Genomic DNA, 12,843 nt, shown 5'->3' with positions numbered 1-12,843 from the left:
GCGTGAACCTGGGGAGGTCGAACGCAGCCCTTTCCCGCCTTTTCTTCTGCGCCGGTCCGTCCGGACGGCGGGTCAGTCCGCCGTCAGCGGCTGCTCCGCCCAGATCGTCTTCCCGCGGTAGGTGTGGCGGGTGCCCCAGCTCCGGGTCAGCTGGGCCACCAGCATGAGGCCGCGGCCTCCCTCGTCGAAGACGCGGGCTCGGCGCAGATGGGGTGATGTACCGCTGGCGTCGGTCACCTCGCAGATGAGGTTGCGGTCCAGGATCAGACGCAGTTCGATGGGCGGTCGGCCGTAGCGGATGGCGTTGGTCACCAGTTCGCTCACCACGAGCTCGGTGACGAACGAGGCCTCCTCCAGGCCCCACTCCCGAAGCTGCCGGCCGGCCGCGGTGCGGAGCTCGGCGACCGCGGACGGTTCCGGCCGTACGTCCCAGGCGGCCACGTGGGCCGAGTCCAGGGCGTGCGTACGAGCCAGCAGCAGGGCCACGTCGTCGACGGGCCGGTCCGGAAGCAGTGTGTGCAGGACGGCGTCGCAGCTCTCTTCCAGGTCCGCGGCGGGGCCTGCGCGGGAGAGCACGTCCAGCAGGGCGTCGACGCCTTCGTCCATGTCGTGGCCGCGGGCCTCGACGAGACCGTCGGTGTACAGCGTGAGCAGACTGCCCTCGGGCAGCTCGAACTCGGCGGACTCGAAGGGCAGCCCGCCCAGTCCCAGTGGGGGCCCGGCGGGAAGGTCGAGGATGTGGGGCTCACCGCCGGGGCGCCGCAGCACCGGCGACGGATGGCCCGCGCGGGCCATGCAGCACAGGCGGCTGACGGGATCGTAGACGGCGTACAGGCAGGTGGCACCGAGGTCTCCGGCGTCGCCCGAGGTGCCGTCCGCCTCGGCCGTCAACCGGTCGACCACGTCGTCCAGATGGGTGAGAAGCTCGTCGGGGGGAAGGTCCACGTCGGCCAGCGTGCGCACGGCGGTGCGCAGCCTTCCCATCGCGGCCGACGCCTGTATCCCGTGGCCGACGACGTCACCGACGACGAGAGCGACCCGGGCACCGGAGAGCGGTATGACGTCGAACCAGTCGCCGCCGACGCCGGCCTGTGCGCTGGCCGGTCGGTAGCGTGAGGCGACGTCGACCGCGGGCTGCCGAGGGGGCCGCTGCGGCAGCAGGCTGCTCTGCAGGGTCAGCGCGGTGGTGCGCTCGCGGGTGTAGCGGCGGGCGTTGTCGATGCTCAGGGCGGCTCTCGCGGTGATCTCCTGGCCGAGGAGCAGGTCGTCCTCCTCGAAGGGGTCCGGACGCAGGTGACGGGAGAAGGTGGCCACACCGAGCGTGATGCCTCGGGTACGCATCGGCACCGCCAGGACCGAGTGGAAGCCGAACCGTCGCATCCGTTTCGCCCGTTCCGGAGCCTCGGCGGCCCATCTGGCCGTCCCGGACCGGGTCACCTCGTGGATCCGGGGCCGTCCGGAGGCCAGGCACTCGGCCGCGGGGGACGGGTCCGGGTAGACGGCGACCTCTCCGAGCGGGACCACGGCCTCGGGGCAGCCCGGCAGGACCGACTGGTTGGCCACGCGGCGCAGGAGGACGGGGCTGGGCAGGGTCAGGGCGCTCAGTTCCCGGTCGTCCTCGATGTCGGGGAGCAGGTCCACGGTGACGAAGTCCGCGAGCTCCCCGACGGCCACGTCGGCCAGTTCCTGCGCGGTGCGGGCCAGGTCGAGGCTGGTGCCGATGCGGACCCCGGCCTCGGCGATCAGCGCCAGTCGCTTGCGGGCCAGGTGCTGCTCGGTGACGTTGTGCGCGGACAGGAGCACGCCCCGCACCGTGCTGTCGGTGTCCCGTACCGGCGCCAGCGACACCGACCACACGCTCTCGCCCGGATCGCCCGCCAGTTGCAGGGTCGCCCGCAGATGTTGCCGTTCGCCGGTCCTCAGCACCTGCCGCATCAGCTGTTCGGTGCGGTCGCTCTCCGGGCCGAGGACGATTTCCGACGCCCGCAGCCCGCGCATCTCCGCCTCGGTCAGGCCCATCACGCGTTCCATGTCCGCGTTGACCCGCAGCAGCCGCAGTCCGGTGTCGTAGAGGGCCATGGTGCACGGGGACTGGGTCAGCGACCAGCCGAGCAGACCGGCCTCGTCGAGCTCGGGACGGGACCGGGCCACCGGTGAGACGAGCAGCCACTCATGACCATCGCCGTCACCCGGGGCCATCTCACGGCGATGCGCCAGCAGACTGACCGGCACGAGGTGGCCGTCCCGGTGCCGCAGGTCCACCGCCCCGTTCCATCTGCGCAGACCCACGACGGACCGCAGCGACACGATGGGGGCCTCTCCGGCGAGCAGCACGGCGGCCGACCGGCCCACGACCTCCGACGCCCGGTACCCCACCAGCCGCCGCGCGCCCTCGCTCCACCCCGTCACCACGCCGTGCGCGTTCACGACGGCCCGGGCCGTAGCCGCCTCGCCGTCGACCTGCGTCATCGCACCCATCCTGGTGTCAGCAGCACCGGACCGTACCGACACATAAGGAATACACTATAGAACTTGCAATATTTACGCGTGCGTAGCCAAAACCCGCCCAAAGGGTCAGCGGGTCGTGGCGATGCGGCAGGCCCGTTCGAAGGCCCGGGCGACGTGCCGCCGACCTGGCCGGCGGCGCCGCCGTGTCTCAGTGCTGGAGCGGCTCGTAGTCGAACCAGTCGAAGTGGACGGTTCCGGCCGAGGCGTACATGCCGATCACGCGGCCGGTGAATCCGCCGGCGACCTCGGTGGACAGGTACCGGCCGTCGAGCGCGGCGAGCTCGACGAACGTGCCCTCCGCGTCCTCCACGCCGAGCGAGACGGTGTCCGGTCCTTGGCGTGCCTCGGTGACCCTCCGGGTGGCGGCCACCTCGATCCTCAGCACCACCGGGCCGGCGGCCGTCGGACGGGAGGCCACCACCGATCGCAGCGGACCGATACGGGCGACGACCTGCACCTGCCCGGGCGTCGCTTCGATCGCGTAGTGGTGCTGCTCGTCGAGACGGATCGCCAGGCCCCCGCGCCCGTCGGCCGGGTCGACCAGGACCCGGGTGCGGCAGGAGAGATGCTGCTGGCGGCGACCGACGAAGGTGACCTCGTGGTCGTCGAGCGACTCGCCTCGGGCGCGCAGGCTCAGCCAGCCGGCCCGTTCCTTCGTGGTGTGGTCCCACGCGGGCCGGGAGCGCGGTGAGATCCAGGCGGGGGCGAGGTCACTGAGGTCGAAGTCGTCCCGGACCGGCACGACGGCAGGCTCGTGCAGCGGCCACGGGGGCGGGGCCATGGCGGGTGTCACCTCTCCGACGACCGGCCAGCCGTCGACCCAGGTCACCGGAGCCAGGAACGTCTCCCGGCCCAGTACGTGCCAGCCGGGCGTTCCGCCCTGTGGCCGGACTCCGAGGAACACCATCCACCACGAACCGTCCGGGCCCTGCACGAGGTCCCCGTGGCCGGTGTTCTGGATGGGGCGGTCGGTACCGCGATGGGTCAGGATCGGGTTCTCCGGGCAGGGCTCGAACGGCCCGTTGGGCGTGCGGCCCCGGGCGATCGAGACACCGTGGCACCGCTCGGTACCGCCCTCGGCGATGAGCAGGTACCAGTAGTCGCCGATCCGGTACAGATGCGGGGCCTCCGGGGCCTTGGCACCGGGCGTGCCCGACCAGAGGCGCCGCGGCTCACCGAAGGTCTCCCCCGTATGGGGGTCGATGCGGACCTGGCTGACTCCCGCGACGGTGCACCAGCAGTTGCCCTCCTCGTCCCAGGCGAGATCCGGGTCGATTCCGTGCACCCCGGGCAGCCGGATCGGATCGGACCAGGGGCCGACCGGGTCGGTGGCCGTGAACAGCACGTTGCCGTCGCCGCTCACGTTGGTGACGATCAGCCAGAAGCGGCCGTCGTGGTGGCGCAGGGTGGGTGCGTAGAGCCCGCCGGACGAGGTGGTCTCGGGCGGCAGGCGCAGTTGACTCGGCCGGTCGAGGGCGTTGCCGATCTGGGTCCAGTGCACCAGGTCCCGGCTGTGGAAGAGGGGTACGCCGGGGAAGTACTCGAAACTGGAGCACGCGAGGTAGTAGTCCTCGCCCGCCCGGCAGATGCTGGGGTCGGGGTGGAACCCCGGGAGCACGGGGTTGCTGATGGTGTGGTCCCTCTCGGGCGCGCTCGACAAATCGAGTCCTTTCAGAGGTTGATCACAGCGGCGACGGCAGCGACGGGCCGGGCTGCCGTCGGTCAACTCTCAGCGGCCGCGGGGCCGTTGTACCACCAAGGGGCGGCTCGTCGAGTCCAATGAGAAAGTTTCGCACCTCAACAACAGATACTTTCCATCGGAGGTTAGCCACGGGCCCCCGTGTGGTCAATGGGCGGGGGAGCCGTGCTGGCGCGCACCGTCAGGGTCGTCGCGATCTCCAGGCCGACCTGGGGCGCTTCCTCGCCGCGACCGAGGGTGAGCGCCAGCTCGGTCGCGGCCACGGCCATCTCGGTCAGGGGCTGGTGAACGGTGGTCAGGGGCGGGTCCACCCAGGCGACGACCGGCAGGTCGTCGAACCCCACGACGCTCAGGTCGTCGGGGATGCGCAGGCCCACTTCACGCGCCGCCTGGTAGACACCGAGCGCCTGCAGATCGTTGGCGGCGAAGATCGCCGTCGGGCGTTCGGGCAGCGCCAGCAGGGTGCGCGCCGCGGCGCAGCCGTCCTCGCGGGTGAGGCCGGCGTGCACGACGATCTCCGGATCGATCGGCAGGCCGGCGGCGTGCAGCGCGCTGCGGTAGCCGTCCAGCCGGGCGGAGCAGCACAGTTGATCCTCGGGCCCGCTGATCATCGCGATGCGCCGGTGCCCGAGTTCGGCGAGGTGACGGGTCGCGGTGCGGCCGCCGGACCAGTTCGTGGCCCCGACGTACGGGACGTCGCCGGGCAGTTCCATGATCGGGTCGAAGACGACGAACGGGATTCCCTTGGCCGTCAATTGTGCGCGCTCGGCCTCGGAGAGCTGCGCCACGGACAACACGCAGTTCGGACGCCGGGAGACCGTGTCCTCCCAGGTCGGCGGCGTGTTGTCGTGCAGACCGAACTCGGACACCATGACGCCGACGCGGTGTCGCCGGGCCACCCGCTCCACACCCCGGATGATCTCGACCGCCCACATGTCCTTGAGTTCGCGGAACACGAGCTCGACGACGTTGCTCCGGCCGGCGCCGGCCGGCTTCCGGTAGCCGTACCGGTTGATCAGCTCCTCGACGCGGGCCCGCGTGTCCGCGGAGACCCCCGACTTTCCATTCAGCACCTTGGAGACGGTCGGAACCGAGACCCCCGCCGACTCGGCGATGTAGGCGATCGTCACGGACTTGGGGGCGTCACGCTCCTCGCGCTGCCGATCCGCCGTTCCCTCTGCTGCGTCGTTCGCCAACGTGGCCTTCCCCGGTTGAACAGCGTCGTACAGGTGTGCCGGGTCATTCTCGCATCTCTTACCGACGAACCTGTGGCCTCGGACACATCTTCATGTTAATTTCTCCGCCGCGCGCAACGAAAGTTTCCTTCACTGGCTGACACCTCAGACGGCTTGCAGCTCCGGGCCGCCCCCACCGGAAGGTGCACGTGATGACGACGCGACTGGCAAGGTTTCTCGCCCGACACCGCACACGGAGACTGGCAGCACTCCTCCTGGCGATCGCCCTGTTCCCGCTGATGCCCGCCACCGCGCAGGCCGCCGATCCCCCACCGCCGAGCTCCCCGGCCGCTCGCAGCGCGGTGGCGGCCATGCAACCCGGCTGGAACCTGGGCAACACCTACGACGCCATCCCCGACGAGACCTCCTGGGGCAACCCGCCCGTGACCAGGGAGCTCCTCAGGAAGGTCAAGTCGCAGGGCTTCAAGAGCATCCGCCTGCCCGTCACCTGGGGCACCCACCAGGGCGCCGCGTCCAGCTACACCATCGACCCGGCCTGGATGGCGAAGGTGCGGCAGGTCGTCGACTGGGCCATGGACGAGAACCTGTACGTGCTGCTCAACATGCACCACGACTCGTGGATGTGGGTCAACAACCTCGCCACGGACCACGACACCGTCCTCGCCCGGTACGAAGCCACCTGGACCCAGATCGCGGCGGCGTTCCGCGACGAACCGTCCAGGCTGGTCCTGGAGAGCATCAACGAGCCGACGTTCAGCGGCACTTCGGGCGACGACCAGAACTACCGTCTGCTTGCCGAACTCAACCGCGTGTTCCACCGGATCGTCCGCGAGTCCGGCGGCGGCAACTCCAACCGCCTGCTCGTCCTGCCCACCCTGTACACGAACTCCGAACAGGGCCGACTCGACGCGCTGGCCGGCGAACTCACCGCCCTGCGTGATCCCATGGTCGCCACGACGATCCACTTCTACGGCTGGTGGCCGTTCAGCGTGAACATCGCCGGCTACACCCGCTTCGACGCCACCTCGCAGCAGGACCTCACGGATCAGTTCGACCGCGTCCACAACACCTTCGTCGCGCACGGCATCCCGGTCATCATCGGCGAGTACGCCCTGCTCGCCTACGACCACAACCGCCCCGGCATCATCGAGCGGGGCGAGCAGCGCAAGTACTTCGAGTTCCTCGGCCATTACGCCCGCGAGCGCAAGCTCACCACCATGCTGTGGGACGCCGGTCAGTTCCTGAACCGCACCACCCTGCAGTGGCGGGACCCCGAGCTGTTCGCCCAGATCAGGTCGAGCTGGAGCACACGCTCCGGAACGGCCTCCAGTGACCTGGTGTTCCTCCCGAAGTCGAGCCCCGTCACGAGCCGGACGCTCACCCTGAACACCAACGGCACCGACTTCCAGGGCCTGAGGCACGGCAACCGCAACCTCGTGAACGGCAAGGACTACACCGTCTCCGGCAGCAGCCTCACGCTGACGGCCGCCGCGCTCACCGAGCTGGCCGGCAACCGGACGTACGGGGTCAACGCGACGCTGGAGGCCAGGTTCTCCCGCGGTGTGCCGTGGCGGATCGACGTGATCACCTACGACGCCCCGGTGCTGTCGACCGCCTCCGGAAGCACCAGCGGCCTGACCATTCCCACGCAGTTCCGCGGGGACATGCTGGCGACGATGGAGGCCAAGTACGACGACGGTAGCAACGCCGGCCCCGCGAGCTGGACCTCCTTCCAGCAGTGGGACACCGCCTTCTCGGCGTACACCGGCGACTCCATCAAGCTGACCGCCGAGTTCTTCAACTCCCTCAGGGACGGCTCCCGGGTGACGCTCACCTTCCATTTCTGGAGCGGCGCCACAGCGACCTACCACGTCACCAAGACGGGCGGCGCGGTGACCGGCACCACCGCCTGACCTCACTGCCGCGCGGCCGGCCCCCGGCCGCGCGGTGCCCACCGTGCGCACGTCCGTACTGGTCAGCCTGGGCATCACCGTCTTGGGCACGGCCGTCTCGATGGTGGTGTCGGTGACGCCGCCCGCATGGACGGCGCCGGCGACTGGCGGATCCTATGGTCGGTGGTGCTGCCGACGTCCCGTGCGGTGACCGCGGTCATCACCCTGTTCTACGCCGTGGGCAGAAGCACTTCAGGACCGGTGTCCTCACCGGCGCGATCAAAGGCTGACCGCCCTGCTGCGTGGCTGCGGCCTCCCGTGTTCACGGACCTTCCACGGCCGTGACCAGCCGCCGTACGGCTTCGTCGACCGTGGAGCGGGGGCAGCCCAGGTTCACGCGCATGTAGCCGTGACCCTCGATCCCGAACTTCTGTCCCTTGTCCAGCCACAGACGCGCCCGAGTGAGCATGAACCTGTCCAGGGACTCGGCGTCCATCCCGAGGCCACGGCAGTCCATCCACGCCAGGTAGAGGGAGTCGGCCGGCAGCACGCGCACCTTCGTGGTGGCACTGTTGACCGACTGCGCGAAGTGCGCGTGGTTGCCGCGCAGATAGGTGAGCAGTTCCTCCAGCCATGGCTCACCGTGCGCGTAGGCGGCTTCGGCGGCGACCATGCCCAGCAGGTTCACCAGCGGGAACAGGTTGCGCTCGTACTGGCGGGCCAGTTCCTCACGCAGCCCGCGGTCGGGGACGAAGACGTTGGCGCACTGCAGGCCGGGGAGGTTGAAGGTCTTGCTGGGGGCCGTGCAGGTGATGCTGTTCCGCGCGAACTCCGCGCCGAGGGAGGCGAACGGGATGTGTTTCCTGTCCGGGTTGATGATGAGGTCCTGGTGGATCTCGTCGGACACGACCAGGACGCCGTGCCGGGCGCACATCTCGCCCATGGCCCTCAGTTCGTCCTCGGTCCAGACGTTCCCGGTGGGGTTGTGGGGGTGGCTGAGGATGAACAGTTTGGTGTCGGGCCGGATGGCGGCCTCGAACGTACGGGCGTCGAACCGGTAGCCGTCGTCGGTCCGCTCCAGCGGCGCGAACGCGAGGTGGCGGCCGTTGAGCAGGACGTCGTCGTGGAAGTGCGCGTAGACGGGTGGCTGGATCAGGACCGAGTCGCCCGGCGCGGAGAAAGCCTGTACCGCGGTCTTGAGCGTGGTGATGGTGCCCGCGGTCTGCAGCACCCACTCCCGCGGCACCTCCCAGCCGAACCGCCGGGCCTGCCAGTCGGTCACGGCGTCGAGGTAGCTGTCGCTCGCGCCGCCCGGATATCCGAACACGCCGTAGTCCACGGCCTGGTGGAGCGCGTCGATCACGGCCTGGGGTGCCTTGAAGTCGGTGTCGGCGACCCACATCGGCAGCGGTTCGGCCGCGGCCTCGTCGGCCGTCAGTAGCTCATGGGCGGAGCCCCACTTCATGGAGTTGGAGTTCCTGCGGTCCACGACGGTGTCGAAGACGGACCCCGTGCTCTTCTCGGCGATGTCGCGTCGTTCCTGGTCACCGGGGGTGGTGTCGGCTGCCATGGCTGGATGCTAGCCACGAAGCCGGGCCAAGTGTTCGTGACTCAGCAGCCGGCCCGACGCGGTGACCGGGTGACGGCGCCGGGTCCGCTGTCAGCGCTCGAACTTCCAGGTGACGCTCCTGGTGTCGGCCTTGGTCACGCGGACGGGGATCTGGACGGTCTCGCCGTCGCTCTTCGTGCCGGTGCAGACGAGGCCGGCTCCCGCCACGGCCTTCAGATCGGTGGGGCAGGTGACTCCGGAGACCTTGTCGCCGAACCAGGGCAGCGGGTGGTACTTGCTCTCGGTGCGGCCCGCGACGATGTTCGCCGCGAGCGCCCTGTGGCCGTCCACCGAGGCCGTGCTGTGCTCGTCCAGGCGGCTGGTCGACTCCGTGCCGGCGATCAGATGCGTGCCGAGGCCACCCAGCGCGACCACGGCGGTCACGGCGCCGACGACCCCGACGAGGAACTTGCTGCGCTGCATCGCGTACTCCTGGTGTCCGTGGTGAGGATGCGGCTCCACTCTCGCCCGCGGGCCCGGTCGCGCGCCTCGGCCGAACGGCCGGAATCACGGGCCGGGCCCGCCGCGCTCCCTCGACCATTCGGCTGACCCCGCTTGCCGGGGGCCCGAGCGGCCTGAACGGGTCGACGCAGGCGGGCACGGCCGGGACCTGGTCACCGTCCCTCGGTGACCAGGTCCCGCAGGTACGTCATGCCGTCCTTGAAGCCGTCCCTCGGATCGATCCACGTCAGTCCGGCCTCGTGGACGACCGGCTGACTGAACTCGTCCTCGGTACCGTCCGCGCGGCGCAGGCAGCGCCGCTCTTCCAGGGCGGTGGCGATCGCTTCGAGCCAGTCGGGAAGGGCCCAGCCGGTGGGCACGCTCTCCTGGTCGACGGCCCAGGTGCCGACTCTGCCGTAGTCCGGTCCGTCCTCGCGCGCGTCGACGTAGTAGCCGTACCACCCGTCGCGGGGGTTGCAGGCGAACGGGATCAACCCCGGCTCGCGCTCCCATTGCAGGGTCATCAGCTCGTACTGGGCTTGAACGGACTGGAGGGGCAGCCAGCCCTTGGCGCGAGGCAGCCAGTCGACGCGCCCGTAGCTTCCGACGGGGTCCGCGGAGTCGACACCGGCCGAGCCGTCGTGCAGCAGGTACCACGCCCGTAGAGCATGCGGGAACGGGTGTCCGATCGCGTCTTCCACGGCGGCGATCTGGTCGGTCGTGGCGGGCCAACGCAGCAGCGCGGCGGAAGTCGGAGCGTACTGCCGCAGCCAGGTCTCGATCCGTTCCCACGCTCCCCGCGTCTTGCGTGTGGCCGCGGCGATCGGCTGCACCACGGCGTGTATCCGTCCTAAGTCGTCGGTCATGGGGGCAGCGTACGGGGGCGCGTCGCGCCACCACGGCTCGCGCCGCGATCGGCAGGGTGACGCGCCCGGTGCAGCAGGCCACCTCCAGGACCGCGAACCGCTGGTCGTGGGAAGTCCGCATCGTCGTGTGCGGCCAGGTCCTCCGGTGGTTTCATCGTGCCGTCGTCGGCGTCGGACCGAAAGCGTCGGCAAGGCTGGTCAGGATGGAGCCGGACCAGTTGCTCTGCCCGAACACGCTGACCGGCATGGCGAGCACGCCGCACTCGCGCTGGAGCGTCTCCGCCGGGATTTCAACCGGGAAGAAGTAGTTGCCGGGACAAGTCCGGCTCGCCGTGGGAATCGCCCCGAGCACTTCGTCCGGCAACCGTTCGAACAGCCGCTCGGCCCGTGCGGCCAGTTCGTCGACGACCTGCCGGGGCACGTGGCTGTGCTCGGTCAGCAGACGGTCGGCGAGCCTCAGCTGTGCCGACGTCGGCGGATCCGCCCGGAACGCTGCGGCCAGTTCGGCTTGCGCCGGACCCAGCAGGACCACGCCGAACGTGCGTGGCCACAGCCATCCCTTGGTGACCGAGTGCAGCAGGACCGCACAACCGGTGTCCAGCAAGCGCCGTGTGCCGGCGGCGAACGGGGCTCCCAGGTCGTAGACGCTGTCGATCAGCACACGGCGGCGTGGTGATTCCCGCAGCCACGAAACCACCGCGGCGCACTCGGCGTCGGTCAGGTATCGGCCGAGCGGCTTGCTGGGGTTGGCGAGCAGCAGGTATTCGGGCCGGTGGTCCGTCGGCGACCTCGGCAGGGCAGGCGCCGGTAGCGTCGGGTAGGACGCGGGAGCCAGGCCCGCAGCGCGGGCCAGCTCGAAGTAGACCGGGTACACGTCGCCGGGCAGCCACAACCGCGCTCGCTCGGCGCGCAGCCAGTGGAACACCACACCGAGCCCGTGCCGGACCCCTCGACAGACCATGGCGTGGCCGGACCACTCTTCCGGCAGCTCGAAGCGACGCAGCCAGGCACGGGCGAGATCGCACCGGTGCACCGTCCTCATGTCGGTCGGCGGTTCCGGTCGCACCGGAGCAAGCGCCCGGTACACGTTGGTCTCGGCGACGTCCAGCAGCGACGGCGAAGCACTGAGTTGCCGCCGCCGGCTTTCCTGGAACTCGTCGAACCTCATGCCGGTGCGCCTTGCGGCACGATCTCGCTGGCCCGGTCTTCCAGGGAGGCGTAGCAGCGTCCGTCGGCCATGACGTTCCAGCTGCGCGCGATCCCGCTGGTGCGTTCCCAGAGTAGGCTGGGCTCGGTGTAAGCGGCGATCCGCATCGGCCGGCCGTTCCAGCTGCCGTGGTAGACCGGCGCTCCCCAGGGCAGGCGGCTCGCCAGTTCGAAGCCGTGCTGCTCGGCGAACCGGGTGACGATGGACAGCGAGACCTGGTGCTCTCGGCTCCAGACGTTGGCGGCGCGGTCGAAGTAGAGCGACTCAGTGCTGGTGGACACGTAGAGCTCTTTGAAGCAGACTTCCTCGACACCGAGAGCCGCGGCCCACGAAAGGTAGTCGGCGACCCCGGCCGCGTCGGCGACGCCGCCGTGCTGGAGCACGCAGATCAGCCTCATACGCAGCCCCGGCCAGCGGTCACGTTCCACACGCCAGGTGTCGATCACAGAGCTCACCGGCGTGCGCAGCGTCATCAGCCGCTCGCTGACGGCATCGTCCTGATGGTGCCGGGAGACCGCCAGCACGCTCAGGCCCGCGGCGCTCAGGGCTGCGAGGCGGCCGGCCCGGTCAGCGTGCCGGCCTTTCGCCAGGGTGTGCCCGTTGGTGATCAGGACGACCTTCGGGAAGGCCGCCGAGCAGGCGGACACCAGTCGCAGCTGCTGTTCGAACGGTATGAGCGTGGGCTCCCCGCCGCCGGTGATCACCGCACGCTCGGCCCCCGCCGCACGGGCGCGCTCCAGCCAGTGGGCGACCGCGTCCCACGGGACCGGTGCCGGCGCTTGGTCGCTGGAGATCGAGGCCGAGGAGAAGCAGAACGAACACCGGGCTTGGCAGGCGGAGGCGACCGGCAGAAGCGAAACCGAGCGCGGCCGCATGTCGGCGTAGCGACGCTGTGCCGATCCGTGCAGGTGCAGGGAGGCCGCCATCGCGTCCTCGACCGTTGTCGGACGCAGAGTGAACTCGTCGCCTGCTTGATCGAGTTCGTGGACTGCTGACAACCGGATACGAGCCTCGTGCAGTTCCATGCCGAGGCCGGTCGACACGTTGGGCACCAGCTCGTCGGGGTCCACCATGGTTTCCAGTACCAGCAGCCGGTCGCCCGGAATGGCCAGACGGTCCAGCAAGCGTCGCGCCTTGCCGATGCCGATTCCCAACTCAGCACGGGTCAGCAGGTGGAAGCGGTCGGGATGGGTACTCTCCGGAATCCCCGCCTTACCGTAAGCGAACGCGTACTTGTCGAAGCCCCTCGCGAAGTTCGACAGCACGATGACGTGGAAGCGCTGGCCGCTGTGGTTCATCCCGTCATCATGCATGAACGGGCCCGGCCGACATGGGCCGAACTGCAGGCGGAACGCGGTGTCCCGATCCGATCCGTCGTCGACGACACGCCCCGCCCTGGCGCGCACCAAGCGCGTGTTCACCCCC

General features: G+C 70.0%; 9 protein-coding genes and 1 pseudogene. 2 read left to right on the top strand and 8 right to left on the bottom strand.

Going from position 1 to position 12,843, the window contains the following annotated elements; all coding sequences use genetic code 11:
- Positions 1 to 72 precede the first annotated feature (72 nt).
- The 3 genes from ACGFNV_RS04885 to ACGFNV_RS04875 all read right to left on the bottom strand — a co-directional run bounded on the left by ACGFNV_RS04885 (position 73) and on the right by ACGFNV_RS04875 (position 5,403).
- Positions 73 to 2,469 carry a SpoIIE family protein phosphatase gene (locus tag ACGFNV_RS04885; protein ID WP_393619371.1) on the bottom strand — a complete coding sequence of 799 codons (2,397 nt, stop codon included), beginning with the start codon at positions 2,467 to 2,469 and terminating at the stop codon, positions 73 to 75.
- 187 nt (positions 2,470 to 2,656) lie between these two features.
- Positions 2,657 to 4,168, bottom strand: a complete 1,512-nt coding sequence (locus tag ACGFNV_RS04880) for a glycoside hydrolase family 43 protein (protein ID WP_393619370.1) — start codon at positions 4,166 to 4,168, stop codon at positions 2,657 to 2,659.
- Between the two features lie 164 nt (positions 4,169 to 4,332).
- Positions 4,333 to 5,403, bottom strand: coding sequence for a LacI family DNA-binding transcriptional regulator (locus ACGFNV_RS04875; protein WP_393619369.1), 1,071 nt, complete (start codon positions 5,401 to 5,403; stop codon positions 4,333 to 4,335).
- Positions 5,404 to 5,594: 191 nt separating this feature from the next.
- On the opposite strand from ACGFNV_RS04875, the gene ACGFNV_RS04870 reads away from it, so the two are divergent.
- Both ACGFNV_RS04870 and ACGFNV_RS04865 read left to right on the top strand, forming a co-directional pair.
- Positions 5,595 to 7,316 (top strand): cellulase family glycosylhydrolase, encoded by a 1,722-nt coding sequence (locus tag ACGFNV_RS04870; RefSeq protein ID WP_393619368.1) that lies wholly within the window; start codon positions 5,595 to 5,597, stop codon positions 7,314 to 7,316.
- Positions 7,317 to 7,430: 114 nt separating this feature from the next.
- Positions 7,431 to 7,538: pseudogene (locus ACGFNV_RS04865) on the top strand (carbohydrate ABC transporter permease); the annotation flags it as partial.
- A 79-nt stretch (positions 7,539 to 7,617) separates the two neighbouring features.
- Here ACGFNV_RS04865 and ACGFNV_RS04860 read toward each other — a convergent pair.
- The 5 genes from ACGFNV_RS04860 to ACGFNV_RS04840 all read right to left on the bottom strand — a co-directional run bounded on the left by ACGFNV_RS04860 (position 7,618) and on the right by ACGFNV_RS04840 (position 12,716).
- Positions 7,618 to 8,865 carry a MalY/PatB family protein gene (locus ACGFNV_RS04860; RefSeq protein ID WP_393619367.1) on the bottom strand — a complete coding sequence of 416 codons (1,248 nt, stop codon included), beginning with the start codon at positions 8,863 to 8,865 and terminating at the stop codon, positions 7,618 to 7,620.
- Positions 8,866 to 8,955: 90 nt separating this feature from the next.
- Positions 8,956 to 9,327, bottom strand: a complete 372-nt coding sequence (locus ACGFNV_RS04855) for a DUF4333 domain-containing protein (protein ID WP_393619366.1) — start codon at positions 9,325 to 9,327, stop codon at positions 8,956 to 8,958.
- A gap of 191 nt (positions 9,328 to 9,518) precedes the next feature.
- On the bottom strand, positions 9,519 to 10,211 hold the full coding sequence (locus ACGFNV_RS04850; RefSeq protein WP_393619365.1) for an SMI1/KNR4 family protein: 693 nt from the start codon (positions 10,209 to 10,211) through the stop codon (positions 9,519 to 9,521).
- 151 nt (positions 10,212 to 10,362) lie between these two features.
- On the bottom strand, positions 10,363 to 11,379 hold the full coding sequence (locus ACGFNV_RS04845) for an aminotransferase class I/II-fold pyridoxal phosphate-dependent enzyme (protein ID WP_393619364.1): 1,017 nt from the start codon (positions 11,377 to 11,379) through the stop codon (positions 10,363 to 10,365).
- Positions 11,376 to 12,716 carry a radical SAM protein gene (locus ACGFNV_RS04840; protein ID WP_393619362.1) on the bottom strand — a complete coding sequence of 447 codons (1,341 nt, stop codon included), beginning with the start codon at positions 12,714 to 12,716 and terminating at the stop codon, positions 11,376 to 11,378. The genes ACGFNV_RS04845 and ACGFNV_RS04840 overlap by 4 nt, the downstream gene beginning before the upstream one ends.
- Between the last annotated feature and the right edge of the window lie 127 nt (positions 12,717 to 12,843).

The sequence above is a fragment of the Streptomyces sp. NPDC048751 genome, assembly GCF_043198595.1.
Classification (GTDB): Bacteria; Actinomycetota; Actinomycetes; order Streptomycetales; family Streptomycetaceae; genus Streptomyces.
This window is presented reverse-complemented; position numbering and strand designations above follow the sequence as displayed.

Bases quoted from the DNA above. Each gene is read 5' to 3' on its own strand.
- ACGFNV_RS04845 (WP_393619364.1), bottom strand. From the start codon at position 11,379: ATGAGGTTCGACGAGTTCCAGGAAAGCCGGCGGCGGCAACTCAGTGCT.
- ACGFNV_RS04870 (WP_393619368.1), top strand. From the start codon at position 5,595: ATGACGACGCGACTGGCAAGGTTTCTCGCCCGACACCGCACACGGAGA.
- ACGFNV_RS04860 (WP_393619367.1), bottom strand. From the start codon at position 8,865: ATGGCAGCCGACACCACCCCCGGTGACCAGGAACGACGCGACATCGCC.
- ACGFNV_RS04850 (WP_393619365.1), bottom strand. From the start codon at position 10,211: ATGACCGACGACTTAGGACGGATACACGCCGTGGTGCAGCCGATCGCC.
- ACGFNV_RS04840 (WP_393619362.1), bottom strand. From the start codon at position 12,716: ATGAACCACAGCGGCCAGCGCTTCCACGTCATCGTGCTGTCGAACTTC.
- ACGFNV_RS04885 (WP_393619371.1), bottom strand. From the start codon at position 2,469: ATGACGCAGGTCGACGGCGAGGCGGCTACGGCCCGGGCCGTCGTGAAC.
- ACGFNV_RS04855 (WP_393619366.1), bottom strand. From the start codon at position 9,327: ATGCAGCGCAGCAAGTTCCTCGTCGGGGTCGTCGGCGCCGTGACCGCC.